Origin of the sequence: Hymenobacter caeli (assembly GCF_013294115.1) — a bacterium.
Lineage (GTDB): Bacteria > Bacteroidota > Bacteroidia > Cytophagales > Hymenobacteraceae > Hymenobacter > Hymenobacter caeli.
This window is the reverse complement of the sequence record NZ_JABSNP010000005.1, coordinates 19,789-44,446: the sequence shown is the minus strand read 5'-3', so window position 1 is coordinate 44,446 and position 24,658 is coordinate 19,789. Positions and strand designations below refer to the sequence as shown.

Here is a 24,658-nt window from a genome sequence, read left to right as displayed (position 1 = left end):
TGCGTCCGCCTAATTGGGCGTAGCGAAGGCGGCGGGTACCGTCAACTTTGTTGGGCCAACTTGCTGCTGATGGGTAGGGAGCGGGCCTTGCGGTTTAGTACTGAAAGACCTCTTCAATCCCTTGCTTTATGAAAACCCTTACGCTGCTCGCCTGCTTTCTGGCCACTACTTCGGGCGTTTTTGCTGCGGGCCCGGCGGGCCACCTGGGGTGCGTGCGGCTCGCCGGCCCCGCGCCCCGGCACGAGGCGGCCCGCCCGCTGCTGCGCTACCTCATCGCCACGCTGCACCTGCCCGACGGCCAGGCGCTGGAGGTGCAGCGGGTGCTCAAGGCCCACGTGCTGGTGCGGCCGTCGGCCGGCGAGCTGGCCAACCTGCTGTTTCCGGTGCTCACCGAGGCCCAGTTCGCCCGGTTCCAGGACCTGGCCGACAACGAGGTGCTGGGCCCCAACCTGAACTACCTGGCCTCGCTGCACTAAGGCCGGCGCGGCGGCCGGGTTGCCGGCGCGGGCGCGGCGGGGCATCTTTGCCTGCGCCTTCGCTCCGCCCCATGCCCCTCACCTGGACTACCCACGCCTACGCCGCCCTCACCGTGCCCGAGCTGTACGCGCTGCTCCAGCTGCGCAGCGCCGTGTTCGTGGTGGAGCAAACCTGCGCTTTCCAAGACCTTGACGGCCACGACGCCGCCGCCCACCACCTGCTGGGCCGCACGGCCACCGGCGAGCTGGCCGCCTACGCCCGGCTGTTTCCGGCGGGCCGCAGCTACCCCGAAGCCAGCATTGGGCGGGTGGCCGTGGCCCCCGCGTTTCGCCGCCACGGCCTGGGGCGGCAGTTGATGCAGCAGGCCCTGGCCGAATGCGCGGCCCTGTGGGGCCCCCAACCCATCCAAATCGGGGCCCAGCTGTACCTGCGCGAGTTCTACCGCGGCTTCGGGTTCGAGCAGGTGGGAGAAGGGTATTTGGAGGACGGGATTGCGCACATCCATATGCTGCGGCTGTAGCTGGCGGAGAGCAAGTTGCGTGAGCAGTACATCGGTGTCGGATTTATTTAGCGAAATAACCGAGTGTGAGTTGTCACCGGGTGGGGACGATTTTTAATACCTCGCCAGTAAATGGATTAACGCGCAACATTCGTTCGCACCAATTATACAATAGCAATTGGTCTGAGCGGCCGACTTGTGTGGATACTTTGGCGTCAACAAATTGGCATTCTGGCAGAGTATCAGAAATAAAATTTGCGGCTTCAATGCGCCACAAAAAATCACCCTGCTGGGTGAATGCAAACACGTTGTTGCCGTCTAGTTGTGGCGGCTGTCTCAGTGGGATGATAACAATTACCTGCTCCAGTTGCAGGATTTTTAAAATGCGGCTCTGAAAATCAATTGTATTCCCGCTGGAAAAAATAACCTGGGTGCCATCAACGAACGTGGAGGGAAGGTCCATACAACTTTCAAAAATGGCTGCCCCACGCGAAATGCCCCGGTCGTGCTCGGCATAAGGGACCGCCGTAAAGGCCCGAAATTTTAAACAGCCTCACTGGTCCTTAAGCGAGGGCCGGCGGAAATACACGATCCTTATTCCTGATAGCTCGTGGGCTACTGCCTGTAGCTCATCCCAGCCCCACGCATAGCAATCAAAATTGGCAAAGGGGACGCGGCTCGTGGTTGAATACCACAAGGGACGGGGACTGTTGTGCGTCAAAATGCACCATGAGTTGCCCGAAAGCAACACGGTGTGCCCCATCACTGTCGCCTGAATCGAAGTGAAGCATCCTTCGGGAATTTTATGAGGCGTGGTTTCCATCCACAACGCCGCAGGGTCCCGGGGCTGTGGGTGATAGCCACGTGCCTCAAGTATTCGCGCAGTCCGGGCCAAAGCCACGGTTCCGCTGTCGGCCAGCAGTACTGCCACCACGTCTGCGCCTTCTATGGGGTTCATACTCTTTTGCTGCTGCGCTTGCGCAGGTAAAGCAGCCAAAAGCAGACCGACGGCGAGTAGTTTCACCTGTGCAAGATACGGGCTGGGTACGGTCAGTGACACAGCGATTTAATTGGACACCATTTAGTATAAAAGGTTCGAATGAGTGCTGCCACTATGCCCCATCCCGAAACGCGAGAAGCCCCGGCCGCACCAGCAGCCGGGGCTTCTCGCGTTTCGGGGTAGGTTCCTTACAGGTTCTTCAGCCACGCGGCGCGGGCGGCCAGCTGGTCGGGGGTGGCGGCGGGGTCGGGGGCGAAGTGGTAGCGCTGAATTTCTTCGCTAGCGGTCAGTTTTACGCGCACTTCCTGGGCGGGGGCCCCGGCGTGGCGGATGCTGAGGGCGAGGTCGGCACCGGCGGGGCGGGCGGCGATTTTGTCGAGGGCGGCGGCGTAGTTGCGGCGGTCCACGAAGGTGCCGTCCACGGCGGTGAGCTGGTCGCCCACGGCCACGCCGGCGGCTTGCAGGGCCGGGCTCACCTGCTTGAAGTACACCTCGTCGCCGCGCACCTGGTAGGCCACGGGGCCCAGGGTGGCCACCTGGCGGCCGGTGTGCAGCGTGGCGTCGTAGCGGATGCCGATGCGCCCGAAGTACGCGTGCAGCGGCAGCGGCTCGGCCCCCTGCACGTAGCGCCGGAAGAAGTCGCCGATTTCGGGGTAGGTGAGGGCGGTGAAGTCCTGGAAGAAGTTCTTCTCGCTGATGGGGCGATCGGGGCCGTACTTCTTGGCCAGCTCCAGCAGCACGTCGCGCAGGCCGCGGGTGCCGTGGCTCAGCTCGAGCAGGCGCAGGTCGAGGGCGCTGGCGGTGAGGGCCCCGCGCTGGTAGATGTTGCCGTACTGGCGCTGCCCTTCATCGGAGAACGAGTTGAGGCCCAGCTTGCCGAGGGCGTAGGTGGTGTCGGAGCGGGTGCGGTCGTACTGCTCCTCGTTGTGCAGCGTGGCCAGGTACTCGTCGAGGGGCACGAGGCCGCCGCGCAGCTGCATCATGTGCGAGGCCCACTCCGTCACGCCCTCGTAGAGCCACAGGTGCTCGGAGCCGGTGGGGTGCACGAAGTTGAAGTGCTCGATGATTTCGGAGTGGATGTTGAGCGGCGTCACGATGTGGAAAAACTCGTGCGCGGCGATGTCCACCACGCCCTGGGCGAAGGCCGGCGTGAGGGGCGCTTCCCGCAGGATGTACTCCGAGCTGTAGGAATGCTCCCAGGCCCCGGCCGACTTGTCGCCGAACAGGTACAAAAAGGCGTAGCGCTTCACCGGCAGGTCGCCGCCCAGAAAGGCCTGCGCGGCCCCCAGCATCTTCTGCATGTCGGCCAGCAGGGGCGAGGCCTCGATTTGGCCGGTGGCCGAGTAGCAGTACAGGGCCACGTCGGCGTTGCCCACCTTGGTAGCGGCGTTGGTGAGGCGGCCGAGCAGGATGGGCGAGTCCACGGCCTGGTCGTAGCTTTTAGCGTGGAAGTAGCCGTCGCCGTCGGGCACGAGCACGGTGCCCACGGTCCAGGTGGTGGGGTATTTCAGCTTGAGGCGCAGGGGCTTGGCCTGCCAGCCCTGCGGGTAGCCGAGCACCGTCTGGCCGTTGAGCAGGGCGTGGTCGGCCTCCAGCGACGAGCCGCACATGCGGTACACGTTGTGCTCGGCCACGGGCGTGGCCCAGGTTTCGGCGATGGTGTAGCGGATTTCGCGGGTTTTGGTGGGCTGGGCCAACTCCCACTGGTTGGGGCCGATTTGCTTGCTGGCCAGCGGCCGGCCCTGGGCGTCGAAGGCCGCGAACTGGCGCACGTATCGGCCCATGTCCATCACCTGGTAGGTGCCGGGCGCGGTGGCGGCAAACTGGTACACGGCCTGCTCCTTGCCCAGTTTGGGCAGTTCGAGCCGCACCTGGAACTGGTGGGCGGCGGCCGTGGGGTCCATGCTCACGGTGTAGGTCAGCTCGGGCGGGGCGGGGGCGGCGTGGGCGGCGGCGGCGGCCAGCAGCGCGGCCAGGCTCAGGAGGGTTTTCAAAGAAAAAACGGGAATGAATGGGAAAATGCAGGCGCAAAGAACGGCAGCGGTGGCGCAGCCCCGCGCGGCGTGCGTAAGGCAGGGCGGAGCTCCCGGCCCCGGGCTGCCGGCTTTTCGCCGGCTGCCCGGTAATCGTTGCTGCTCTCCTGCGTAATTGCCGGGCGATGCACGCCACGGCTTGGCTACGGTTTAACGATTCAACGATTACCGGGCAGCCGGCGAAAAGCCGGCAGCCCGGCCCCGCTCCTCATTTCCCACCCCTCGCCCCCCACCCCTCACTTCCCGCTTCCCAACAATGTACACCAATCCCATCCTCGACGACAACTTTCCCGACCCCACCATCATCCGGGCCGCCGACGGCTGGTACTACGCCTACGGCACCCAAACCCGGCTGGCCGACGGGCGCATCGTGAACATCCAGGTAGCCCGCTCGCGCGACCTGACGGCCTGGGAATACCTCGGCGACGCCCTGCCCCACAAGCCCGCCTGGGCCGCCGCCACCCAGAAGCTGTGGGCCCCCCACGTGAGCGAAGCCGCTGGCCGCTACTACCTGTATTACTCGGCCCGGCCCGACGACGCGCCCGACGGGGCCCTGGCGCTGGCCGTGGCCGTGGCCGACGGCCCCGCCGGCCCGTTCGTGGACAGCGGCCGGCCGCTGCTGCGGGGCCCCGGCTTCACCTGCATCGACCCGATGGCCTACGACGACCCCGCCACCGGCCAGCGGCTGCTGTACTGGGGCTCGGGCTTCGGGCCGCTGTGGGTGCAGGCGCTGGCCGAGGACCGGGTGAGCTTCGCGCCCAGCAGCGCGGCCCGGGCCGTGGTGCAGCCCAGCGGCCCGGCCGACGATGCCGCCAACTACCACCGCCTCATCGAGGCCAGCTGGCTGCACCGGCGCGACGGCTGGTACTACCTGTTTTTTTCGGGCGATAACTGCTGCGGGCCCCGGGCCCACTACGCCGTGCTGGTGGCCCGCAGCCGCGCCGCCACGGGGCCGTTCGAGGTGCAGCCCGCGCCCGTGGTGGCGGCCAACGCCCACTGGCTCGCGCCGGGCCACAACTGCGTCGTGACCGATGCCGCCGGGCAGGACTGGCTGGCCTACCACGCCATCGACGTGCGCCGCCCCACCTTCGCGGCCATCGACGACGCGGAGGGCTACACCCGCCGCGCCCTGCTGCTCGACCGCCTCGACTACGACCCCGACGGCTGGCCGCGCGTGGCCGGGGGCACGCCCTCGTGGCAGCCGCAACCCGGACCGGCCGGTGCGCTCGTACCTTAGGGCAGGTCTCGGGTGAGTGCAAAGCCCAAGGTAGAATTAAAAATTAAAAATGATGAATTAAAAGTCTGAATGTCAGTTTTTTAATTCATCATTTTTAATTTTTAATTCCTGCCATAATAACTCGTAAACTGCTCTGATTTCGTTTTTAGCGCTGCCGTTGGATATGTCGATTATTACTATTGTTGCGCGGGGCCGTGGGGCCCTGCTGGGGTTGGCTGCCGCGCTGGCCGCCGTGCCCGCCGGGGCCCAAAGCCTGCCCGCCGCCGAAGCCGCGCCTTGCCTGCTGGTGCCCATCGCGCCGGCCCAGCGGGCGGCCGCGGCTACGCTCATCGCCGAAGCCCAGGTGCTCGACGCCCGCAGCTTCTGGGACGCCGGCCACCGGCACCTGTTCACCCGGCACCGCCTGCGGGTGTTCGGCCTGCTGAAGGGCAGCGCCGCCGACACCGCCGGCCTGGTGGTGGTGACCGAAGGCGGCCGGCTGGGGCCCGACCAGCAGGTGCTGACCAACACGCTGCGCCTGACCCCCGGCCAGCAGGGGGTATTGTTTCTGGGCCCCGCGCCCTGGCCCGGTCTGGGCCTCGCGGGCCCCGCATACGCCGCCTACGGCAGCACGCAGGGCTTCGTGGCCTACGACCTGGCCCGCGCCACGGCCGCCGACCCGTTCCGCGCCTACCCGGCCATCGACGCGGCCTTTTACCGGGCCCTGGACCCGGCGGGCACCCGGCCGCGCCTGGCCCTGCGCCCCAACCCGGCCCTCGCCGCTGCGCAGGCCCGGCCGTTGGTTGCGGCCAAAGGCGCGGCGGTGGCCGTCGTCACGGGCTTGCAGCCGGCGCAGCTGCCGGCCGGCACCGGGGCCGTGCTCACCGTGCAGGGCAGCGGGTTCGGGGCGACGCGGGGCGGGGGCTTCGTGGAGTTTGCCAACGCCGACGACGGGGGGCGCACCACCGTGCAGCCGCTGGCGGCCGACTACCTGGCCTGGGCCGACAACGCCATTCAGGTGCGGGTGCCGTCGGCGGGCGCGGGCGGCCACCCGGCGGGCACGGGGGTAGTGCGCGTCACGCCCGACGGCGGCAGCGCGGCGGCCAGCCCGGGGGCCCTCACCGTGGTGTACGCCCTCACCAACGTGGCCAGCACCGACGTGCCGCCCAACGTGCAGCGCCCCAACCACGTGGCCAACAATGCCCACGGGGGCCTCACTTTCCGCTACGCGCCCAACTTCGGGGCCAACGCGGCGGCCGGCGCGGCCTGGCAGCGGGCCCTGGCCACCTGGCGCTGCCAAACGGGCATGAACTGGGAGCTGGGGCCCCCGGCCACGGCCAACGACATCGCCAGCGACGGCCTGAGCGTGGTGGCTTTCGACCAGGCCAGCGCCGCGCTGCCGGCGGGCATTTTGGGGCGCACCACCAGCTACTACCAGGGCTGCTACGCCCCCGACCGCTCGGTGGTGTTCTACGTCAACGAGATTGACACGCAGTATAGCAGCGCCATTGCGTTCCAGTTCGGGCCGGCCATCGCCGTGGGCCAGCAGGTCGATTTTGAGTCGGTGGCCGTGCACGAGCTGGGCCACGCCCAGCAGCTCAGCCACCTCATCCGGCCGGGGGCCATCATGCACTACGCCATTGCCCGGGGCCAGAACTCGCGCCAGCTCGCCCCCGAAAGCGACGTGGCCGGGGGCCGCCAGGTGCTGCGCACCCGCAGCTTCCGCAACCGCGGCTGCGGCGGGCCGGCCCTGCTGCCGGCCCCGCTCACGGCCCTCACCGCAGCCACCGAAACCGGTGGCCCCGTGCTGCGCTGGGCCACCCAGGACGACTGCTTCCTGAGCAGCTTCGTGGTGGAGCGCAGCGCGGGCCTCGACACGGCCGCCGCCACCGCCGGCTGGCAGCGCGTGGCCGCCGTGGCGCTGGGCCCCCCCGGCACGGCCTACCAGGTGGCCGATGCCCAGGCCCCCGCCCGCCTCGCGTACTACCGCCTGGGCCTGGTGCGCCCCGACGGCACCCGCGACTACGCCGCGCCTCTGCTGCTGGCCCCCGCCGGGGCCCCCGCGGCGGCGCTGTTTCCCAACCCGGTCACGGGCACGCAGCTCAATTTCCAGTACACCGCCGCCACCGACGCGCCGCTGGTGTACAGCCTCTACGACGAGCTGGGCCGCCGCTACCGCTTGGCCGCCGCCGCCGTGCTGCCCGGCCTCAACGTGCTCACGTTCGACGTGGCCGCGCTGCGGCCGGGCTTCTACATCTTCCGCTGGCAGGATGGGCAGGGTGGTTACCAGAGCCGGAAGTTTTTGCGGCTGTAGGGCCGCTGGCCTGCGCCGGGGCCCTGCGGCCCGTGCGACAAATCCAGGTCCTGGAAGCCGTAGCTGAAATCGGTGGCCGGCGAAACCGCCTTCGTTTCGATGCTGGCCGCCCAGCCCTGCCCGGCGAGGGGAAAGCGGCGCAGAGGCCGGCGCTGAAGCGGCGGTCTTTCCCGCGCACGGCCGCGGCCGCGCACCGCCGCGGCAGGGAAGCAATTGGCCCAGCCGGCGGGGGCTCGTTTGGCGGCCAGCCCGGTGCGCCAAAAGCAAGGCGGCGCTAAAAGCTATGCAAGGTGCTGGCGGCCACCACGGCTTGCGCGGCGGGCCCCACGGCGTAGGCGGCCAGCTGGGCCGCGTCGAGGTTGCCGTTCAGCCACTCGGTTTCGATCTGGGCCCCCAGCTTCTGGTAGAAGCCGATGGCGGGCGCGTTCCAGTCCAGCACCTGCCACTTCAGGCGGTGGGCCCCGGTGGCGCGGGCCTCGGCCACCACGGCGTCGAAGAGTACGCGGCCCAGGCCCCCGCGGCGGGCGGCCCCGGTGATGACCAGGTCTTCGAGGTAGAGCATCCGGCCCTTCCAGGTGGAGTAGGCGGTGTAGAACAAAGCCAGGCCGACGAGCTGCTGCGCGGCGTTTTCGAGCACGAAAAACCCGAAGATGGGCCGGGGCCCGAACCCGTCGCGCCGCATCTCGGCCAGGGTGTTGGTCACGGCATCGGGCGCTTTTTCGTACACGGCCAGCTCCTGAATCAGGGCCAGCACCTGGGGCAGGTCGGCCTCGCGGCCGCGGCGCAGCACGGGAAATCCATCGGGAGCAGAAGCGGGGTCGGCGGCCATAGCAGGTAGAAGGAGGGAAGGGGACGGGCCCGTAAAAGTAATTGGGCTGCCGCCGCACCCGCGGCAACAGCCCAATCGAAGGCAGGAAAACAGAAGGGCCCCCAGCGCAGCGGCCGGGTGCTACATCTGCGGCTGCATGTTTTTGATGTCTTTGGTGGCGTTCACCGAGTTCAGCTCGCGCATGGCCGCGGGCTGCTGGGCCCCTTTGGTGGTGTCGGGGGCGGCGGGCAGCGGCGGCAGGGCCGTCACGCGGGCGTTGTCGTCGGCATCGGACGACGAGCCGCAGGACGTGAGGGAAAGCGAACACAGGGTGGCGGCCAGCAGGCCGGGGAACAGCAGCTTTTTCATGAAGTGAAGACGGGTTTGGGGCCGCAAGTTACGCACGGTTGCCGGGCGGCGGTGAGCCTCAGTACGTAATCCGCGCGGGAAACGGGCGGCCTGCTTCGCATTGGGCGTCCAGTTCGGGTTGGCAAAGCAGAAGCCTCGCACGTTGCGGGCCCCAGCCGGGTCTGCCGCGGCCGTGCGGCTACGCTGGGCACTCAGCGGATGGCAAAGTCGCCCCGGCGGCATCAATTACGGCCTGGAGGATGCCCAACAGCCGGGGCAATTCGGCCAGCGTCAGCCGGGCTTCGTCGATGATGATTTCCTGCCCTACCAACTTCAAAAAACGCCATTCGATGCCGGTGGTGGAGCAGCCGTAGATGACCGGAATGGCGTTTTGCTCGGCTTCGTTCAGCCGCCGGGCCCCCAGCAGCTGGGCGGCGCACTGCACTGTGCCGTGCTCCAGGTCTTGCTTTTTGGCCTCCGTGATGCAGAAGATGGGGGCCGTCACAAAATCCTGAATCCGGCTGAAGGAAAAAATGAAATCACACTCCCCTTTCAAGCCGTTTAGCTCGTCCACGTCGAGGTTCATGCCCGAATAAATAGCAAACCGGTGCTGGTTCAAGTTGCTCAGCTCCAGTAGTAACGGCGTAACCAAGCGCTCCGAGCGCGACTTTTCACTGTTAAACCCCAGCTCCTGCCCCAGGCGCAGGGTTTCTTGGAGCCAGGCACTCGGCTGGATTTCCCGCGGCTCCGAAAACAGGGATTCTGCCCGGAAGCGAATGCCAAACCGGCGCTTTAACTCAAGAGAAGAAAAATCGCTGTAGGCCATGGTTTAAAGATAAGCCGCCCAGCTACTTCACGTTGGGCGTCACGTTCATGTTGGCGAAGCAGAAGCTCCACACGTCGGCCCACTCCTGAATCTGGAGCTTGGTGCTTTTGCCCGCGCCGTGGCCGGCGTTCACGTCCACCCGAATCAGGGTGGGGTTGGGGCCCGTGTTGGCCGCTTGCAGGGCGGCGGCAAACTTGAAGGAGTGGGCCGGTACCACGCGGTCGTCGTGGTCGGCGGTGGTCACCATCGTGGCGGGGTAGGCGGCGGGCTTCAGGTTGTGCAGCGGCGAGAACTTGTAGAGGTTGGCGAACTGCTTGGGGTCCTTGCTGGTGCCGTACTCCGGGGCCCAGTTCCAGCCGATGGTGAAGTCCTGGTAGCGCAGCATGTCCATCACGCCCACCGCGGGCAGGGCCACCTTGCATAGGTCGGGGCGCTGCGTCATGGTGGCCCCCACCAGCAGGCCGCCGTTCGAGCCGCCGGCGATGGCCAGGTGGTCGTAGTCGGTGTACTGGCTGACTTTCAAATACTCAGCGGCGGCGATAAAGTCGTCGAACACGTTTTGCTTGCGGGGCGTCATGCCGGCCTGGTGCCAGGCCTCGCCGTATTCGCCGCCGCCGCGCAGGTTGGGGATGGCCAGCACGCCGCCGTTTTCCAGCCACAGCATGCGCGCCACCGAGAAGCCCGGCGTGAGCGAGATGTTGAAGCCGCCGTAGGCGTACAAGTAGGTCGGGTTGTGGCCGTCCAGCTTCACGCCCTTTTTGTGAATGATGAACATCGGAATCTTCGTGCCGTCCTTGCTGGCGTAGAAGATTTGGGTGGTCAGGTAGTCGTCCGGGTTCACGTCCACGGTGGGGGCCCTGAACACGGTGCTGGCGTTGGTGGCCAGGTCGTACTTGTAAATCGTGGTCGGGTAGGCAAACGACGTGAAGGCGTAGTACACGGTCTTATCCGTGCGCCGGCCGCCGAAGCCGCTGGCCGTGCCGATGGCCGGCAGCGCCACGTCGTGCTGGAACTTGCCGGCCTCGTCGTACACCTTCACCTGCGAGCTGGCGTCGTGCAAGTACGTGGCCACCAGGTGCCCGCCCACTTGGCTCACGTCCTCCAGCTTGTCTTTGGCCTCGGGCAGCACGTCGTGCCAGTTGGCTTCCTGGGGCTTCTTCGGGTCGATGCGCACCACCCGGAAGCGCGGCGCCTTGTAGTCGGTGTACACCAGTACTTCGCCACCCACGTTGCCCAGCACGTGGTTGTGCGACTCGTAGGAGGGGATGAGCGTGGCCCAGGTGGCGGCCTGTTTGGGGTCGTGCAGGTCACGCACCAGCAGGCGGCTGCCGTCGGCCTTGCCATCCGTCAAGGACAGCACCAGGAACCGCTCGTCCTCCGTGGCGTCGGCCGTGCGGAAGCCCAGCACCATCTTTTTGTCTTCGTACACCAGCTTGTCGGCGCTCTGCGGCGTGTTCAGCTGGTGGTAATACACTTTGTGGAACTCGTTCTTGCCGGCCAGGCCGTTTTCGCCGGCCTTGGGCGCGTCGTAGCGGCTGTAGTAAAAGCCGTTTTTCACCCACGACGTGCCCGATACCTTCACCCAGTCCAGGGTTTCGGGCAGGGTCTTGTTCGTCGTCAGGTCCATGATTTTCACCTGGTGCCAGTCCGAGCCGCCGCCGCTGGTGGCGTAGGCCAGGTAGCGGTGGTCGTTGCTAAAGGCCGTGCCGGCGAGGGCCGTGGTGCCGTCGGCCGAAAACTTGTTGGGGTCGAGCAGCACCTGGGGCTCGCCCGCGCCGGTTTGCACGTACACCACGGCCTGGTTTTGCAGGCCGTCGTTTTTGCTGAACACCAGCCGCTCGCCCACCTGCTCGGGCACGCCGTAGCGCTCGTAGTTCCAGAGCTTGGTGAGCCGGTCGCGGATCTTGTCGCGGAACGGAATCTGGCCCAGGTAGCCAAACGTCACCTCGTTTTCGGCCGTCACCCAGGCCTTGGTTTCGGGCGAGTCGAGGCTTTCGAGCCAGCGGTAGGGGTCGGGCACTTTGGTGCCGAAGTAGTCGTCAACCTGGTCGGTTTTGCGGGCAACGGGGTATTTCACGGGCGGGTTGGGGGCAAGGGGGGGCACGTACTCGGGGCGGGCGGCGTGGGTGGGGTCGCCGGGCTCGGGCACGGTCATTTCGGTCAGGGCGTGGTAATTGGGCAGCGTGTTGCGGGGCGGGGAGGTGGCGTGGCAGGCCACGGGGGCCGCCAGCAGCCCCAGCAGGGCTAGTTTGTGGGTCGTGTTCATACGAAAGCAAGGGGGCTGGAGTGCGGTAGTATTTTTCAAATATAGAATAGCCAGCTGCCTTGAGCGGAACCCCGCCCCCGGCCCACGCCGCGCATCAAGCGGCGTGGGCCGGGGGCAGGGTTCCGCTCAAGGCAGCTGGCTACTCCACCGTATCCGGCGCGGTCGGGGCCCCGGTGGCCCCGGCCAGCAGCTCGGGCAGCTGGGCCCGCAGCCAGGCCATTTCCTCGTCCACGCGCTGGCTCACGAGGCGCTCCACTTCCAGGCGCTGGGCGGGGGTGAGGCGGTCGGCGGGGGCCGCCGGGGCGGGGCTTTCGTCGGGGGCGGCGGCCAGCACCAGGGCTTCGGCGCGCTTCACGCGGGCGGCGGCGTCGGCTACGGCGGCGGCGGCTTGCTCGGCGGCGGTTTTGGCCCCGGCGGCGGCGTGGGTGGCGCTCAGGGTTTCGCGGCGCTGCTGCCGCCGCCACTGCCCCAGGCTGATGCGCAGCATCACGTACAGCACCAGGCTGAGGAGGCCCAAAATGAGGGCCAGGGGCGCGGCAAAGCGGTCGAGCAGGCTGGTCGTGGCCGACGGTGCGGCCGTGCCGGGCGGCAGCAGGGCGCCGGGGTTGGCGTCGCGCACGGCTTGGTCTTCCGCGGTTTCCGCCGGGCCGGCGGCCCCGTTGTCGGCGGTGGCGGCGGTGTCGGGGGCGGCGGGTACCATGGCGGCGGGCACGTCGCCGGGGGGCGTGCCGTGGGCCACGTAGTTGGTGAGGGCCGTTTCGAGGGCTTGCAGGCGGGCCCGGCGGGCGGGGTCGCGGCGGCGGGCGGGGGAGGCATTTAGCTTCCGCACAATGGCCTTCACCAGGGCCCCGAGCTGGGCCGGGGTGCTTTTCTTGCCTTTGTAGATGCTGCCCTGGCCCTCGATGGGCTGGTAAAGCAGCTGGTAGATGCGCAGGCTGTCGGGCCGCAGGCTGGCGGCCAGCGCGGGCAGGTCGGCCCCGGCGCAGCGCACGGTGCGTTTGAGGCCGGGCCGGCCGGCGTCGTCGTACACGAAGCGGGCCGTGGCGCACCAGATTTGCACCTTGGCCTCGTCGAGCGAGGGCTGGCCCAGGGGCGTCTGGGCCGGGGCGGGGCGGCCCAGGAGCAGGCCCAGGGGCAACGCAACAAGCAGCGGAAAACGGCGAAGCATCATGCGAAAAAGCGGCGGTGGAAGAACCGCAAAGTACGGCCCGGGCTGCCGGCTTTTCGCCGCCGGCCCGGTAATGGCCGAACCGCCCGGTGGGGCCCCGGGGCCGGAGCTGCCGCCAACCCGGCCCCGGCGGCCGCCCCAAAGCTGGGCCGCGGGGTTTCGGCCGCCGCCCGGTCCCGGCCACCAACCCAAGCTCGCCGAACCGCGTTACTTGCGCCCATGAACCAACCCCTTTTTCTTGTGATGGGCGTGTCGGGCAGCGGCAAAACCACCGTGGGCCAGTTGCTGGCCGCCCGCCTGGGCCGGCCGTTCTACGACGGCGACGACTTCCACCCGGCCGCCAACGTGGCCAAAATGGCCAGCGGACACCCCCTCACCGACGAAGACCGGGCCGGCTGGCTGGCTACCCTCGCCGCCGACCTCGGCCGCTGGGAGCAGGCCGGCGGGGCCGTGCTCGCCTGCTCGGCCCTGAAAGAAGCCTACCGCCAGACGCTGCAAGCCGGGGCCCGGGGCCCCCTCCAGTGGGTATTCCTCGACACCGACCCCGCCGTGCTGCGGGTCCGCCTCGAAGGCCGCACCGGCCACTACATGAAGGCCGACATGCTCGATTCGCAGCTGGCCACCCTCGAAAAGCCCGCCTACGGCCTGCGCCTCACCGACGACGTGCCCCCGGCGCAGCTGGTGGACGAAATCGTGGCGCGGCTGGGGCTGAAAAGTTGATGGTGGACGGTTGGGTAATTTGAAGCTGTTTAGTAATTCGCCAGGGCGTCATGCTGAGCGCAGTGAAGCATCTCTACCGCTGCGTTGAACAGCCGCAGCGAAGCGGTAGAGATGCTTCACTGCGCTCAGCATGACGTTCTACTTGCTTTTACCGATTCCTGAATAACTTCCTTATTAAAAATTAACCCTCATATAGTTAATTCCTCAGCTGTAGTCAATCTCCGTGTTGTCGCCGATGTTGAGGCTGTGGTTCATGCCCCGGAACGAGGCGTCGGAGCCCACGATGCAGTCGTGCATCACGGCGAAGCGCAGCTCGGAGTACGAGCCGATGATGGAGTTGCTGAGGATGGTGCTCTGCACGATGGTTTTGTCGCCGATGGCCACGTTGGGGCCGATGATGGAGTTTTCGATGCGGCAGCCGTGTCCGATGCTGACCGGCGGGATGATGACCGAGCCCGTGAACTCGGAGTAGTCGCGGGCCTCCAGGAACTCGGGCCGGTTGAGCAGGCGGGCGTTGGCTTCGAGCAGCGTGTCCTTGCGGCCGCAGTCGAACCAGTTGTCCACCGGGGCAGTGGTCATCTCCTCGCCCTGCTCGATGAGGTGCATCAGGGCGTCGGTGAGCTGGTACTCGCCGTGGGTGCGCACGTTGCTGGCCATCAGCCACTCCAGGGCCAGGGCCAGCCGCTCGGCATCGGCCAGCTTGTAGAGGCCCACCAGGGCGAAGTTCGACTTCGGGATGGTGGGCTTCTCCACCACTTTGCGCACGCGGCCCCCGGGGCCGATTTCCACGAGGCCGAAGAGGGAGGGCGTTTTCACTTCCTTCACGGCCAGCACCGTGCCGGGCGTGGCCAGCAGGGCGGGCAGGTCCACGTCCACGATGGTGTCGCCGAGCAGGATGAGCACGCCGTCGGGGTCGTGGCGGAACGTGTCGCGGGCCAGCCACAGGGCGTGGCCCAGGCCCTCGCGGGGCTCTTGCAGCACGAACGTGGCTTGCAGCTGGGGGTAGTGGCGCTTCACGTAGCGCACCACTTTGTCGCCGAGGTAGCCCACCACGAACACGAACTCGGTGAGGCCCGCCGCCGTCAGCCGGTCGATGATGTGGCCCAGGATGGTGTTGCCGGCCACCGGCACCAGGCTTTTGGGCTGGGTGTGGGTGTGGGGGCGCAGGCGCGAGCCAATGCCGGCAACGGGGATGATGGCTTTCACTACGGGAAGAAAAAATGTAAAGGATAGCGCCGTACTTGCGGCCCGCCCCGGCCCGCAAGTAAAGCCCCGGCCGGCAAACAACCGCCGGGCTTCCGCTGCGTATTGGGGCCCGGCTGCTGCCCACAACCGGCCAGGGCCCCGCCGGGTTGGCCGCCGCGCCGCTTTCTTTACCCTTTCACCTCACCCTTTCCGCTCATGAAACGCCTTCTTCTCTATTTCGCCGGGTTTGTTATTCTGCTCTCGCAGTCGTCGTGCGGCTACAACGGCATGGTCACGCGCGACCAAGAAGTGAAAAACAAATGGGCCAACGTGCAAAGCGCCTACCAGCGCCGCTCCGACCTCATCCCCAACCTGGTGAACACCGTGAAGGGGGCCGCCAACTTCGAGAAATCGACCCTGGAGGGCGTGATTGAGGCCCGCGCCAAGGCCACCAGCGTGCAGCTCAACGCCGACCAGCTCACGCCCGAAAACCTCCAGAAATTCCAGGCCGCCCAAAGCCAGCTGTCCTCCGGCCTGGGCCGGCTGCTGGCCGTGTCCGAAAATTACCCCGAGCTGAAGGCCAACGCCAACTTCCAGGAGCTGCAAGCCCAGATTGAAGGCACCGAAAACCGCATCAACGTGGCCCGCAACGACTTCAATGCGTCCACCACCGACTACAACACCTTCACCCGCTCGTTCCCCAATAATCTGTTTGCCAACATGTTCGGCTTCAAGGAAAAGCCCTACTTCGAAGCCGACGCGGCCGCCAAGGAAGCCCCCAAAGTCGACTTCGGCGACATGGGCGGGAAGACCACGAAATAATCTGGTTGTGAGTTATGGGTTATGGGTTATGAGTTTGGGGCCAGACAACAAGCTGCTTGACGGCTCAATACGGGGCCCAAGCACCAACTCATAATCCATAACTCATAATTCATAACTCGCCAATGAAATCCCCCCTCACCCCCGCGCAGGACGCGGCCCTGGTGGCGGCCATCCGGCAGGCGGAGGTCACCACGTCGGGCGAAATCCGGGTGCACCTGGAAGACACCTGCCCCACGCCCGAGCCCCTCGACCGAGCGGCCCAGGTGTTTGCCGAGCTGGGCATGCACAAAACCGCCCAGCGCAACGGCGTGCTGTTCTACCTGGCCTGGACCAGCCGACAGTTTGCCCTGGCCGGCGACGTGGGCATCAACGCGGCCGTGCCCGACGACTTTTGGGAAACCACCAAGGAAGCCGTGCTCAGCGAGTTCCGGCGGGAAAACTACGTGGCCGGCCTCGAGCACGGCATCCGCCAGGTGGGCGAGCAGCTGCAGCGCTACTTCCCCTACGACGCGGCCACCGACGTGAACGAGCTGGACGACAGCATCTCGATTGGCGGCGACGAGCCGGCCCCCCGCCCATGAAAACCGCTGCTATCCGCGGGGCCCTGGCCCGGTACCTGCTGGTGCTGCTGCTGGCCGCGGGCGGGGCCCTGGGGGCCCGGGCCCAAAGCCTGAAGGTGCCCGCCCGCCCCGACCCGCCGCGCCTCGTGAACGACCTGGCCCACCTGATGCAGCCGCAGGAGGCCGACGCGCTGGAGCAGAAGCTGGTGGCCTACAACGACAGCACCTCCTCGCAGATTGCCGTCGTGACCGTGCCCACCCTCGACGGCAACGACATCGCCGACTACGCCGAGGCGCTGTACCGCGCCTGGGGCATCGGCCAGAAGAAAACCAACAACGGCGTGCTGGTGCTGGTGGCCCAGCAGGAGCACACCGCCCGCATCCAGACCGGCTACGGCCTGGAGGGGGCCGTGCCCGACGCCCTGGCCAAGCGCATCATCAGCAACACGCTGGTGCCGGCCTTCAAGCAGGGCCAGTACTACGCCGGCCTCGACCGCGGCACCGACCAGCTCATTGCCCTGGCCAAGGGCGAGTACAAGGCCGACCCGGCCGACGCCGGAGGCGCGGGCCAGAAGGGCCCCGGGTTCGGGCTGGTGGTGGCCATTCTAATCGCCATTTTCATCTTCATCCAAATCAGCCGCCGGGGCGGCGGGGGGGGCGGGCGCAGCGGCGGCTTCGGCGGGCTGGGCGGGCCCCTCATCTTCGGCGGCTTGGGCGGCGGGTTCGGCGGCGGCGGCGGCGGCTTTGGGGGCGGTGGGGGCGGCGGCTTCGGCGGTTTCGGGGGGGGCAGCAGCGGCGGCGGCGGGGCCAGCGGCAGCTGGTAGGGCCGGGCGCTCAACCTTTTGCCGGCCGCGGCAGTATTACCCCGCACCAGACACCCTGGAGCCCTTTTCATCCCCTTTTTACTCCGCCATGCGTTCCCTCCGACTCTCCGTATTTCTGCTGGTTGGCGTACTTGCCTTCTCGCTCAGCAGCTGCGCCGCCATCGGCGAAATTTTCAAAGCCGGGGCCTACACGGGCATCATCGGCGTGGTGATCGTCGTGGCGATTATCATCTTCGTCGTCAGCAAAATCAGCGGGGGCGGGGGCGGCAGCCAGTCGTAGGTTTCGGGCAACCAGGCCCCGGCACCACGCCCACCCATTGCAAAAAAGAAGCGCGGCCGCCCCCACATTCGGGAGCGGCCGCGCTTCTTTTTGTTTAGTTACCGGCCGCTAAAACCGGCTTAACGCCTACTCGCGGGCCTTGGGCATGGTGCCGATGAGGTGGTCCCAGAGGGTGCTGCTTACGCCGAAGGCTACCTCATCTTGCCGGTAGTGGTGCTGGCTGTGGTGCGTCCACCACACTTTCAGGAAGTTTTTGGGCGGCGAATACGCATGGATGGCGTAATGCACGAACAGGTACGAAGCGTAGCCAAATGTGAAGCCCGCCAGCACCCCGAAGGCCCACGACCCAAATACCAGCCGAAAAATGAAGAACAGCAGCGACGCCACGAACACCGTGACGATGGGCGGCATGGCCAGCCGGGTTTTGTCCTTCGGGAACTCGTGGTGCACGCCGTGCATCGTGTACTGGAACTTGGCCTTGCGGGGCGTGGTGGCCGGTAGGTGGTAGAGGTAGCGGTGCACCGCGTACTCCACGAACGTGAACAGGAACAGCCCCCCCAGAAACAGCCCCAGCGCCGACGCGCCCGACAGGAAGCCGTGCGTGAAGCCGTAGTAGAGGCTCAGCAGCGTGGTGGCGATGAAAATGCCCACCGGCCAGGCAATGTGGGTGTGGGAAAGCCGCTCAAGCAAGGGGTTTTCGAAAAGCTGGGCCGAGCCTTTGTGCTTGGGCCGCACGGGGGCCGCCGGGGCAGGCGCTGCGGAAACTGGTTGCATGGATTAGAGAGAATTATGCGAACAATGCGGCCCGCAAATTTACGGCCCCGGGCTTAAACGAGGGCGGAGGCCGGGAAGCCGGCCCGGGCCAGTGCAGGCAACAACGCTTCCAGCGGCAACCGGGTTTCCGCAAAGCGTAGCCGCGCCTGGGCATAAAACTGCCGGCGGGCCGCCAGGGTTTCGGCCAGCGACGCGGCGAGGCCGGGGCCCGTGGCGGCCAGCAAGGGCCGCTTGGCGGCCCCGCCCTTGCCCAGGCGGTGGGCCAGCACGGCCACCGGCACGTCCAGCCAAAGGGTAAAACTGCTGTTGTTCAATACCTTAATGTTGTCGTGGAAGCAGGGCGTACCGCCGCCGGTGGCCAGTACCAGGGGCCCCGGGCGGGCCACCACGGCCCGCAGCGCTTCGGCCTCCAGCTGCCGAAAATAGGCTTCGCCGTGCTGCGCAAAAACGGCTGGGATGGACTGCCCCGCCCGCGCCGCTACCTCGGCGTCCAGGTCTAAAAACGGCCGGTTGAAGTGCTGGGCCAGGGCCCGGCCCAGCGTGGTTTTGCCCGAGCCGGGCATGCCGAGTAAGGAAAGGTGCATGGCGCAGTTAGTTGATTTTCACCCGCGGGTCGAGCACGGCGTAGAGCACGTCCACGGCGATGTTGATGAGCACGAACAGCGCCGCCACGAAGAGCGTGGCCCCCATCACGACCGGGAAATCGAGGTTTTCGACGGCCCGCAGGGTGACGGTGCCCAGGCCTTTCCAGTTGAAGATGTACTCGATGAAAAACGCGCCCGCCATGAGCGAGGCCAGCCAGCCCGATACTGCCGTCACCACCGGGTTCAGGGCGTTGCGCAGGGCGTGGCGGAGCACGGTGGCCCGGTAGCTCAGGCCCTTGGCCCGTGCCGTGCGGATGTAGTCCTGCCCCAGCACGTCGAGCATGCTCGAGCGCGTGAGCTGGGTGATGACCGCCAGCGGCCGCACGCCCAGGGCCACCGCCGGCAGTAGCAGGTTGCGCAGCGCCAGGTGCCGCTGGCCGGTAAAAGGGTCGGTTTCAAACAGCTGCCCGGTCAGGCTCAGGCCCGTCCAGTGGCTCCAGTAGAAGCCAAACGTGACGGCGATGAGGATGGCGGCCACGAACGAGGGCACCGATATGCCCAGCACCGAAGTCGTGACCAGGGCCCGGTCCAGGGCCGACTGCGGCCGCAGGGCCGCCGCCACGCCCAGGGCCACGCCGCCCACGCTGGCCAGCAGCATGGCCGCCAGCGCCAGCCACAGCGTGCCGGGGAAATAATCGAGCAAAATGCGGAGCACGTCCTTGTTGCTCTGGAACGAGCGCCGCAGGTAGGGCACCTTCAGCACCAGGGCCCGGGGCCCCAGCGGCAGCAGCGCCAGCCCCCCGTAGCGGGCCCGCCCGGCCGAGTCGCGCGGGTGCAGGCCCAGCGGCGACACGTCGTTGAGGTAGCCCACCAGGCGCCGGGGCAGGGGCTGGTCGAGGCCCAGGTCGGCGTTGATGGCGGCCTTGGTGGCCAGGTCGGTGCGCTGCCCGGCCAGCAGGGCGGCGGGGTCGCCGGGCAGCACGTTGAACAGAAAAAACACCGTGCAGGCCACGCCCACCAGCACGAGCAGGCCCTGGCCCAGGCGGCGAAGGAAGAAGGTGAGCATGGGGCCCTAAAACAGCTTTTCTACGTCGTACAGGTTGGGCACGTCGTGGTAGTGGTACTTGGCCAGCACGGTGCCGTCGCGCAGCACCAGCAGGCCGGGGTTCGAGCGCACCATCTCTTTGAGCACGGTGGCGTCGGCGGTGTAGTAGGGCACGGCTAGGTTCACGTCGTGGCGGAAGGCGTCGAACTTAGCCGGGCTGGTGCTAGTGATGGCCAGCACGCCGATGTGCTTGCGCGACTGCTCGGCCGCTCCCAGCAGGGCGTTGATGGGCTCGAACCGCTCCCGGTTGGCCTTGTTGCTGTTCTGGATGATGAGCACGAGCTTGTTGCCGGTCAGAATCTGCTGGGTCACGTCGTTGCCCTCCAGGTCGTACACGGCAAAGTCGGTGATGGCGGGGCGCGACTGCGCGGGGTTCAGCAGGGTCATGGACTGGTACTTCCAGGTCGAGTCGGTCGGGAACTGCTCGAATGCCTTCGTTTCGCCGTTGCGCGCGAACGTGTAGCGGTAGCGGGCCGCCTCGGGGGCCTTCATCAGCCGCGGAATGCTGTTGCCCACCTTGTAGGGCAGGAAATCGAAGTATGGGTGGTGGCCCAGCGCCCGCATGCCGATGCCCACGGCAAGGGCCGTGGCCACGGTCATCGTCATCAGGCCCGTGGTGCCCGGGGCGAAGGTGCGCCGCAAAAACCGTTGGTTCCAGAACACCACGCCCCACAGGCCCAGCAAAAACAAGTCTTTGGTGAACGAGGCCCAAGGCGTGAGCTTGAGGAAGTCGCCGAAGCAGCCGCAGTCCGTTACCTTGTTGAACGCGGCCGAGTAGAAGGTGAGGAACCCAAAAAACACCAGCAGCGCCAGCAGCACCCACAGCGTTTGGCGCAGATGCCAGCGCAGCAGCACGGCCACGCCCAGCACCACTTCCATCGAGCTGAGGAAGATGGACAGGAACGGGGCCGCTTCCTTGAAGTTCAGGAAAAATGGGCTGAAGTCCTTGGCAAATACCTCGAAGTATTCTTCCAGCTTGTAAGCCGTGCCTACCGGATCGTTGAGCTTTATCAGCCCCGAAAACACGAACACGGCCCCCAGCAGTGCCCAGCACGCGCGGGTGAAGTAGCGCAGCGGCCGGGGCGGCGCGAGCGACGGCGGCGAGGCCGCGGCCGAAGCAGAAGACGTGGAAATGGGCATGGCGAAGAAACGATGGAACAAGGGCCGCAGTTGTGGGCCCCGGCGGCGCTAGGCCCCGCGTAAAATCAAGGCAAACACGGCGTAGTTGAGCATGTCGCGGTAGCTGCCCTCCACGCCTTCCGAAACCTGGGCCGCGCCGCCAAGGTTCTCCAGCTGCTTCACGCGGTGCAATTTCATCAAAATCAGGTCCGTGATGCTGCTCACGCGCATCTGCCGCCAAGCCTCGCCGTAGTCGTGGTTTTTGGCCAGCAGCAGGCGGCGGTTTTCGGCCGCTTCGCGGTCGTAGGCGGCGGCCACGGCGTCGGGGGCCAGGTCGAGGGGCGCGTCGGCGGGCAGGTGCAGCTGCATCAGGGCGATGAGGCAGTAGTTGACGATGGCCACGAACTCCTCGTCCACGCCGTCGGCAATTTGCTGAGTGCCCACCTCCTGGATGGTGCGGATGCGGTTGGCCTTGATGAAAATCTGGTCCGTAACCGAGGGCAGGCGCAGGATGCGCCAGGCCGTGCCGTAGTCGTGGGTTTTGGCCAGGAACAGCTGGCGGCAGCGGGCCAGCAGCAGGTCGTAGTGCGCGGGGGTGGCGGTCAAGGGGTGAACGAGCGAATGAGCGAATGAGTGAAGGCGGCCGCGGGGGCGTTGCCCTTCACCGCCGCAAGTTCGCCCCGCCCGGCGGATATTGAGCCGCCGTGCCCCGCCCGGCTCATCCCAACCCGCCCCATGCTGCCCCGCCCGCCCGCCCCCGCCCATCCACTCGCGCCCGGCTTCACCCATTCACTCCTGAGCCCCCACGGCCGGCTGCTCGACCTGCGGCGGCCCCGGGTAATGGGCATCCTCAACGCCACGCCCGACTCGTTTTTTGCCGGCAGCCGGGTGGCCTCCGAGGCCGACCTGCTGGCCCGCGCCGGGGCCCTGCTGGCCGGCGGGGCCGCCGTGCTCGACGTAGGGGCCTACAGCACCCGCCCCGGCGCGGCCGATGTGTCGGTGGCCGAGGAAACCGCCCGCCTGCTGCCCGCCGTGCGGGCCCTGCGCCGCGAATTTCCGGACGCGTTTCTCTCCGTCGATACTTTCCGGGCCAGCGTAGCCGAAGCCGCCGTGGCCGCCGGGGCCGACCTGGTGAACGACGTGGGCGGCGGCACCCTCGACCCGGACATGTTTGCCACCGTGGGCCGCCTGCGCGTGCCCTACGTGCTGATGCACCTGCGCGGCACACCCGCCACCATGAGCCAACTGACGAACTACGAAGACGACCTGGTGCTGACGCTGCTGCGCTACTTCCGCGACGGCCTGGCCGCCCTGCGCCAGGCCGGGGCCGTGGACGTGGTGCTGGACCCCGGCTTCGGCTTTGCCAAAACCGCCGCCCAAAGCCACGCGCTGCTGCGCCGCCTACCCGAGCTGGGGGTCCTGGGCCGGCCCCTGCTGGCCGGCCTCTCGCGCAAAAAAATGGTGTACGGTCCCCTCGGCCTCGCCCCCGAAACGGCCCTCAACGGCACCACGGCCCTGCACATGCTGGCCCTGCAAGGTGGCGCGAAGCTGCTGCGGGCCCACGACGCGGCCGAGGCCATGCAGGTAATTCAGCTTTTTTTGAATATCTTTCCCGAAGCAGCGGCCTAGGCCACCGAACGGCCAAACGCTCCTTCCGGCGCGTGGGAGCGGTTCAGCAGGCGGCCCCACCCGGGCGCGGGTCCGCCCGCTACCTAAATGCGAACGAAACAGCGCGGCCCTGGCAACGGTAGGCCCGCTTTTGGCGTCTTTACGCCGGGGCAATGGCCTAGCGTCTTTGCCGCGTGGCCCCCGCGCGGCGGCCTGCCGCTGCCCACCTCGCACTTCCCTTTTCCTTTTCTTCCAGTCCCACCCCGTGTCCGGTCCGTTCCCCATCGATTTTTTGCGCTTCGGCTGGACGGACGCGGCCGACGTGTTGCTGGTGGCCGTGCTGCTCTACCAGCTCTACAAGCTGCTGCGCGGCTCCGTGGCCCTGAACGTGGCCGTGGGCTGGGCCTCGCTCTACCTGCTCTACCTCGTGGTGAAGGCCCTGGGCCTGGAGCTGCTCACCACCATCCTCGGCGAGTTCATGAGCGTGGGGGTGCTGGCCACCATCATCCTGTTCCAGCAGGAAATCCGGCGCTTTTTGCTGACGGTGGGGCAGGCCACGGCCTTCGAGCGGGTGCGGCGCTGGCGCTGGGGCCGCCCCGCCGCCGAGCCCCTCACGGTGGCCCCCTTCGTGGAGGCCGCCAAAAGCCTGAGCAGCAAGTACACCGGGGCCCTCATCTGCTTCAGCCAGGCCTCCGACCTGAGCAGCTACGCTGAATCGGGCGACTGCCTCGACGCCGAAGTGAGCAAGCGCTTGCTGCTGAGCATCTTTAACAAAACCAGCCCCCTGCACGACGGGGCCGTGATTGTGACCGGCGGCCGCCTGCAAGCCGCCCGCTGCATCCTGCCCGTGAGCGACAACCCCGACGTGCCCGCCGCCCTGGGCCTGCGCCACCGCGCCGCCATCGGCCTCACCGAAATCACCGACGCCGTGGTGCTAGTGGTGAGCGAAGAAACCGGCCAGATGAGCCTCGTGCGCCGCGGCGTGGTGGAGCGCGGCCTCGACGCGGCCGCGCTGGCCGCCCGCCTCGGCGAGTGGCTGGGGACCGACAGCCGCGCCGCCGGCCAGCCCGTGGCCGTGGCAACCGCCACCTAGGCGCAGCTTGTCCCGGCTGGGTAGCCAGCGGCCCCGTGGGGCGGCGGATTGGTAATAAAAGCTAGAGCCCCAGCGGGTCGGTCCCGCTGAGGCTTGGTTGCCCAGTGCCCGTCACTGCCGGCAGGGCAGCCTGCCGGCAGTGACGGGCACTGGGCCGGGAGCGTAAGCTCTATTCAAACTGCATGTTCACGTTTTCGGCGTCGAGCAGCGACGCCGCCACCACCAGGCTGGCGGGCACGCGCTCGTCGTTGGGGTCGCCGAACGAGCGGGGGGGGTGGCACAGCACGAGGCAGCCGCCGCGCTGGCGCAGGCGCTCGGCTCCTTGCTGGAGCAGGGCCAGCACGGTGGCGCTTAGGTGGGCCACGCTGGTGCAGTCCACCCACACGCGGCGGTGGTGGTGGCGCAGAGCCCAGCGCAGGGCCTTAGCCAGGGGGGCCGAGCCGGCCCATCCGTCGTTGTCGGTCAGGATGAGCAGGCAGCTGTGGGGCAGAAGTTCCTGGTAGACACGCATGACGACGGCGGCTAAGGAATGGAACGGGCGGGGGTGGCTCCGGGCGGCACTTCGTACAACACGAAGCGGGGCCCCCGAAACGCGGCAATGGGGGCCAGCTGCAGCGCGGCGGCCTGGCCCGCGGCTGCCAGCTGCCCCAGCACCGGGGCCGTCAGGCCGCACCAGTACAGGCAGGTGCCCGCGGCGCGGGCGTGGCCATCGGCCCGGAGCAGTACCTGCAGGCCGGCGTCGGTGAGTGTGTCCAGGCCCTGGCAATCGACCCAGGCTTCGGGGTCTTGGCTGGCGAGTAGGTGCCGCACGGCCCGTTGCAGGCGGTCAGCGTCGGCGGGGGTGGCGCAGGGGCCGCGCAGGCTCAGGCCCATGCGGCCGCGGTGGCCCCCTAGGTGGGCCGTTAGAATTGGTTTCATAGCGAAGCGGTAGGTGATGGGAACAGCAACCGGGCTTCTTTTTAGAAGGACGTTGCAAATCTACACGCCTTCTACATGTGCATATACTGGTAAAACGCTGATTTTGAGCTG

The 24,658-nt window shown here is 67.3% G+C and carries 27 protein-coding genes; 11 read left to right on the top strand and 16 right to left on the bottom strand.

Features of this window, described 5'->3' with window-relative positions; translation table 11 throughout:
* Nucleotides 1-128: 128 nt before the first annotated feature.
* Together HNP98_RS06920 and HNP98_RS06915 are read left to right on the top strand one after the other, a co-directional pair.
* A complete protein-coding gene (locus HNP98_RS06920; RefSeq protein ID WP_173809332.1) occupies nucleotides 129-476 on the top strand; it encodes a hypothetical protein in 348 nt (115 codons plus the stop codon).
* Between the two features lie 71 nt (nucleotides 477-547).
* Nucleotides 548-997, top strand: a complete 450-nt coding sequence (locus HNP98_RS06915) for a GNAT family N-acetyltransferase (protein WP_173809331.1) — start codon at nucleotides 548-550, stop codon at nucleotides 995-997.
* A 73-nt stretch (nucleotides 998-1,070) separates the two neighbouring features.
* Here the strand turns inward: HNP98_RS06915 and HNP98_RS06910 are convergent, their stop codons facing one another.
* The 3 genes from HNP98_RS06910 to HNP98_RS06900 all read right to left on the bottom strand — a co-directional run bounded on the left by HNP98_RS06910 (nucleotide 1,071) and on the right by HNP98_RS06900 (nucleotide 3,970).
* Entirely contained in the window at nucleotides 1,071-1,439 is a 369-nt protein-coding gene (locus HNP98_RS06910; RefSeq protein WP_173809330.1) for a hypothetical protein, read from the bottom strand.
* 90 nt (nucleotides 1,440-1,529) lie between these two features.
* Entirely contained in the window at nucleotides 1,530-2,000 is a 471-nt protein-coding gene (locus HNP98_RS06905; protein WP_173809329.1) for a hypothetical protein, read from the bottom strand.
* A gap of 164 nt (nucleotides 2,001-2,164) precedes the next feature.
* Nucleotides 2,165-3,970 (bottom strand): M61 family metallopeptidase, encoded by a 1,806-nt coding sequence (locus HNP98_RS06900; RefSeq protein WP_246275017.1) that lies wholly within the window; start codon nucleotides 3,968-3,970, stop codon nucleotides 2,165-2,167.
* Between the two features lie 295 nt (nucleotides 3,971-4,265).
* Here HNP98_RS06900 and HNP98_RS06895 point away from each other — a divergent pair, with 295 nt between their 5' ends.
* Together HNP98_RS06895 and HNP98_RS06890 are read left to right on the top strand one after the other, a co-directional pair.
* Nucleotides 4,266-5,246: a glycoside hydrolase family 43 protein gene (locus HNP98_RS06895; RefSeq protein WP_173809328.1), complete on the top strand. Its 981-nt coding sequence runs from the start codon at nucleotides 4,266-4,268 to the stop codon at nucleotides 5,244-5,246.
* A 163-nt stretch (nucleotides 5,247-5,409) separates the two neighbouring features.
* A complete protein-coding gene (locus tag HNP98_RS06890) occupies nucleotides 5,410-7,539 on the top strand; it encodes a matrixin family metalloprotease (RefSeq protein WP_173809327.1) in 2,130 nt (709 codons plus the stop codon).
* A gap of 274 nt (nucleotides 7,540-7,813) precedes the next feature.
* On the opposite strand, the gene HNP98_RS06885 is transcribed toward HNP98_RS06890, so the two are convergent.
* From HNP98_RS06885 to HNP98_RS06865, 5 genes are all read right to left on the bottom strand, one after another.
* Nucleotides 7,814-8,368, bottom strand: coding sequence for a GNAT family N-acetyltransferase (locus HNP98_RS06885; protein ID WP_173809326.1), 555 nt, complete (start codon nucleotides 8,366-8,368; stop codon nucleotides 7,814-7,816).
* Nucleotides 8,369-8,488: 120 nt separating this feature from the next.
* A complete protein-coding gene (locus HNP98_RS06880; RefSeq protein ID WP_173809325.1) occupies nucleotides 8,489-8,716 on the bottom strand; it encodes a hypothetical protein in 228 nt (75 codons plus the stop codon).
* Between the two features lie 178 nt (nucleotides 8,717-8,894).
* Nucleotides 8,895-9,521, bottom strand: a complete 627-nt coding sequence (locus tag HNP98_RS06875; RefSeq protein ID WP_173809324.1) for a hypothetical protein — start codon at nucleotides 9,519-9,521, stop codon at nucleotides 8,895-8,897.
* A gap of 22 nt (nucleotides 9,522-9,543) precedes the next feature.
* Nucleotides 9,544-11,787 carry a prolyl oligopeptidase family serine peptidase gene (locus tag HNP98_RS06870; RefSeq protein ID WP_246275016.1) on the bottom strand — a complete coding sequence of 748 codons (2,244 nt, stop codon included), beginning with the start codon at nucleotides 11,785-11,787 and terminating at the stop codon, nucleotides 9,544-9,546.
* Nucleotides 11,788-11,926: 139 nt separating this feature from the next.
* Nucleotides 11,927-12,958 carry a flagellar biosynthesis protein FlhF gene (locus HNP98_RS06865; protein ID WP_173809323.1) on the bottom strand — a complete coding sequence of 344 codons (1,032 nt, stop codon included), beginning with the start codon at nucleotides 12,956-12,958 and terminating at the stop codon, nucleotides 11,927-11,929.
* 216 nt (nucleotides 12,959-13,174) lie between these two features.
* Here HNP98_RS06865 and HNP98_RS06860 point away from each other — a divergent pair, with 216 nt between their 5' ends.
* Entirely contained in the window at nucleotides 13,175-13,675 is a 501-nt protein-coding gene (locus tag HNP98_RS06860) for a gluconokinase (protein ID WP_173809322.1), read from the top strand.
* A 204-nt stretch (nucleotides 13,676-13,879) separates the two neighbouring features.
* Here HNP98_RS06860 and HNP98_RS06855 read toward each other — a convergent pair whose 3' ends face one another.
* Nucleotides 13,880-14,881 (bottom strand): sugar phosphate nucleotidyltransferase, encoded by a 1,002-nt coding sequence (locus tag HNP98_RS06855; RefSeq protein WP_173809321.1) that lies wholly within the window; start codon nucleotides 14,879-14,881, stop codon nucleotides 13,880-13,882.
* Between the two features lie 195 nt (nucleotides 14,882-15,076).
* Here HNP98_RS06855 and HNP98_RS06850 point away from each other — a divergent pair, with 195 nt between their 5' ends.
* The 4 genes from HNP98_RS06850 to HNP98_RS06835 all read left to right on the top strand — a co-directional run bounded on the left by HNP98_RS06850 (nucleotide 15,077) and on the right by HNP98_RS06835 (nucleotide 17,346).
* Nucleotides 15,077-15,682 carry a LemA family protein gene (locus HNP98_RS06850; RefSeq protein ID WP_173809320.1) on the top strand — a complete coding sequence of 202 codons (606 nt, stop codon included), beginning with the start codon at nucleotides 15,077-15,079 and terminating at the stop codon, nucleotides 15,680-15,682.
* A 122-nt stretch (nucleotides 15,683-15,804) separates the two neighbouring features.
* Nucleotides 15,805-16,263, top strand: coding sequence for a TPM domain-containing protein (locus HNP98_RS06845; protein ID WP_173809319.1), 459 nt, complete (start codon nucleotides 15,805-15,807; stop codon nucleotides 16,261-16,263).
* Entirely contained in the window at nucleotides 16,260-17,066 is an 807-nt protein-coding gene (locus HNP98_RS06840; protein ID WP_173809317.1) for a TPM domain-containing protein, read from the top strand. The genes HNP98_RS06845 and HNP98_RS06840 overlap by 4 nt, the downstream gene beginning before the upstream one ends.
* A gap of 88 nt (nucleotides 17,067-17,154) precedes the next feature.
* Nucleotides 17,155-17,346 carry a hypothetical protein gene (locus HNP98_RS06835; RefSeq protein WP_173809316.1) on the top strand — a complete coding sequence of 64 codons (192 nt, stop codon included), beginning with the start codon at nucleotides 17,155-17,157 and terminating at the stop codon, nucleotides 17,344-17,346.
* A 126-nt stretch (nucleotides 17,347-17,472) separates the two neighbouring features.
* Here the strand turns inward: HNP98_RS06835 and HNP98_RS06830 are convergent, their stop codons facing one another.
* From HNP98_RS06830 to HNP98_RS06810, 5 genes are read right to left on the bottom strand one after another with little or no spacing between them, the layout of a single operon-like run.
* The gene (locus tag HNP98_RS06830) at nucleotides 17,473-18,120 is read right to left on the bottom strand and encodes a sterol desaturase family protein (RefSeq protein ID WP_173809314.1); all 648 of its coding nucleotides are present in this window, start codon (nucleotides 18,118-18,120) and stop codon (nucleotides 17,473-17,475) included.
* 53 nt (nucleotides 18,121-18,173) lie between these two features.
* Nucleotides 18,174-18,704, bottom strand: coding sequence for a shikimate kinase (locus HNP98_RS06825; protein ID WP_173809312.1), 531 nt, complete (start codon nucleotides 18,702-18,704; stop codon nucleotides 18,174-18,176).
* A gap of 7 nt (nucleotides 18,705-18,711) precedes the next feature.
* Complete coding sequence (locus HNP98_RS06820; RefSeq protein ID WP_173809310.1) at nucleotides 18,712-19,770, bottom strand: ABC transporter permease; 1,059 nt, start codon at nucleotides 19,768-19,770, stop codon at nucleotides 18,712-18,714.
* A gap of 6 nt (nucleotides 19,771-19,776) precedes the next feature.
* The gene (locus tag HNP98_RS06815; RefSeq protein ID WP_246275015.1) at nucleotides 19,777-20,949 is read right to left on the bottom strand and encodes a BT_3928 family protein; all 1,173 of its coding nucleotides are present in this window, start codon (nucleotides 20,947-20,949) and stop codon (nucleotides 19,777-19,779) included.
* A 48-nt stretch (nucleotides 20,950-20,997) separates the two neighbouring features.
* Nucleotides 20,998-21,534 (bottom strand): DUF1599 domain-containing protein, encoded by a 537-nt coding sequence (locus tag HNP98_RS06810; RefSeq protein WP_246275014.1) that lies wholly within the window; start codon nucleotides 21,532-21,534, stop codon nucleotides 20,998-21,000.
* Between the two features lie 129 nt (nucleotides 21,535-21,663).
* Here HNP98_RS06810 and folP point away from each other — a divergent pair, with 129 nt between their 5' ends.
* Both folP and cdaA read left to right on the top strand, forming a co-directional pair.
* Complete coding sequence (gene folP / locus HNP98_RS06805) at nucleotides 21,664-22,557, top strand: dihydropteroate synthase (RefSeq protein ID WP_173809309.1); 894 nt, start codon at nucleotides 21,664-21,666, stop codon at nucleotides 22,555-22,557.
* Between the two features lie 244 nt (nucleotides 22,558-22,801).
* Nucleotides 22,802-23,629: a diadenylate cyclase CdaA gene (cdaA, locus tag HNP98_RS06800; RefSeq protein WP_173809308.1), complete on the top strand. Its 828-nt coding sequence runs from the start codon at nucleotides 22,802-22,804 to the stop codon at nucleotides 23,627-23,629.
* Nucleotides 23,630-23,798: 169 nt separating this feature from the next.
* Here the strand turns inward: cdaA and HNP98_RS06795 are convergent, their stop codons facing one another.
* Nucleotides 23,799-24,140 (bottom strand): STAS domain-containing protein, encoded by a 342-nt coding sequence (locus HNP98_RS06795; protein WP_173809306.1) that lies wholly within the window; start codon nucleotides 24,138-24,140, stop codon nucleotides 23,799-23,801.
* 11 nt (nucleotides 24,141-24,151) lie between these two features.
* Complete coding sequence (locus HNP98_RS06790; RefSeq protein ID WP_173809305.1) at nucleotides 24,152-24,547, bottom strand: STAS domain-containing protein; 396 nt, start codon at nucleotides 24,545-24,547, stop codon at nucleotides 24,152-24,154.
* Between the last annotated feature and the right edge of the window lie 111 nt (nucleotides 24,548-24,658).

What these genes read in the sequence shown, in the direction of transcription:
- HNP98_RS06920 (WP_173809332.1), top strand. Translation starts at nt 129, where the DNA reads ATGAAAACCCTTACGCTGCTCGCCTGCTTTCTGGCCACTACTTCGGGC.
- HNP98_RS06915 (WP_173809331.1), top strand. Translation starts at nt 548, where the DNA reads ATGCCCCTCACCTGGACTACCCACGCCTACGCCGCCCTCACCGTGCCC.
- HNP98_RS06910 (WP_173809330.1), bottom strand. Translation starts at nt 1,439, where the DNA reads ATGGACCTTCCCTCCACGTTCGTTGATGGCACCCAGGTTATTTTTTCC.
- HNP98_RS06895 (WP_173809328.1), top strand. Translation starts at nt 4,266, where the DNA reads ATGTACACCAATCCCATCCTCGACGACAACTTTCCCGACCCCACCATC.
- HNP98_RS06890 (WP_173809327.1), top strand. Translation starts at nt 5,410, where the DNA reads ATGTCGATTATTACTATTGTTGCGCGGGGCCGTGGGGCCCTGCTGGGG.
- HNP98_RS06885 (WP_173809326.1), bottom strand. Translation starts at nt 8,368, where the DNA reads ATGGCCGCCGACCCCGCTTCTGCTCCCGATGGATTTCCCGTGCTGCGC.
- HNP98_RS06880 (WP_173809325.1), bottom strand. Translation starts at nt 8,716, where the DNA reads ATGAAAAAGCTGCTGTTCCCCGGCCTGCTGGCCGCCACCCTGTGTTCG.
- HNP98_RS06875 (WP_173809324.1), bottom strand. Translation starts at nt 9,521, where the DNA reads ATGGCCTACAGCGATTTTTCTTCTCTTGAGTTAAAGCGCCGGTTTGGC.
- HNP98_RS06870 (WP_246275016.1), bottom strand. Translation starts at nt 11,787, where the DNA reads ATGAACACGACCCACAAACTAGCCCTGCTGGGGCTGCTGGCGGCCCCC.
- HNP98_RS06865 (WP_173809323.1), bottom strand. Translation starts at nt 12,958, where the DNA reads ATGATGCTTCGCCGTTTTCCGCTGCTTGTTGCGTTGCCCCTGGGCCTG.
- HNP98_RS06860 (WP_173809322.1), top strand. Translation starts at nt 13,175, where the DNA reads ATGAACCAACCCCTTTTTCTTGTGATGGGCGTGTCGGGCAGCGGCAAA.
- HNP98_RS06850 (WP_173809320.1), top strand. Translation starts at nt 15,077, where the DNA reads ATGAAACGCCTTCTTCTCTATTTCGCCGGGTTTGTTATTCTGCTCTCG.
- HNP98_RS06845 (WP_173809319.1), top strand. Translation starts at nt 15,805, where the DNA reads ATGAAATCCCCCCTCACCCCCGCGCAGGACGCGGCCCTGGTGGCGGCC.
- HNP98_RS06840 (WP_173809317.1), top strand. Translation starts at nt 16,260, where the DNA reads ATGAAAACCGCTGCTATCCGCGGGGCCCTGGCCCGGTACCTGCTGGTG.
- HNP98_RS06835 (WP_173809316.1), top strand. Translation starts at nt 17,155, where the DNA reads ATGCGTTCCCTCCGACTCTCCGTATTTCTGCTGGTTGGCGTACTTGCC.
- HNP98_RS06830 (WP_173809314.1), bottom strand. Translation starts at nt 18,120, where the DNA reads ATGCAACCAGTTTCCGCAGCGCCTGCCCCGGCGGCCCCCGTGCGGCCC.
- HNP98_RS06825 (WP_173809312.1), bottom strand. Translation starts at nt 18,704, where the DNA reads ATGCACCTTTCCTTACTCGGCATGCCCGGCTCGGGCAAAACCACGCTG.
- HNP98_RS06820 (WP_173809310.1), bottom strand. Translation starts at nt 19,770, where the DNA reads ATGCTCACCTTCTTCCTTCGCCGCCTGGGCCAGGGCCTGCTCGTGCTG.
- HNP98_RS06815 (WP_246275015.1), bottom strand. Translation starts at nt 20,949, where the DNA reads ATGCCCATTTCCACGTCTTCTGCTTCGGCCGCGGCCTCGCCGCCGTCG.
- folP (WP_173809309.1), top strand. Translation starts at nt 21,664, where the DNA reads ATGCTGCCCCGCCCGCCCGCCCCCGCCCATCCACTCGCGCCCGGCTTC.
- HNP98_RS06795 (WP_173809306.1), bottom strand. Translation starts at nt 24,140, where the DNA reads ATGCGTGTCTACCAGGAACTTCTGCCCCACAGCTGCCTGCTCATCCTG.
- HNP98_RS06790 (WP_173809305.1), bottom strand. Translation starts at nt 24,547, where the DNA reads ATGAAACCAATTCTAACGGCCCACCTAGGGGGCCACCGCGGCCGCATG.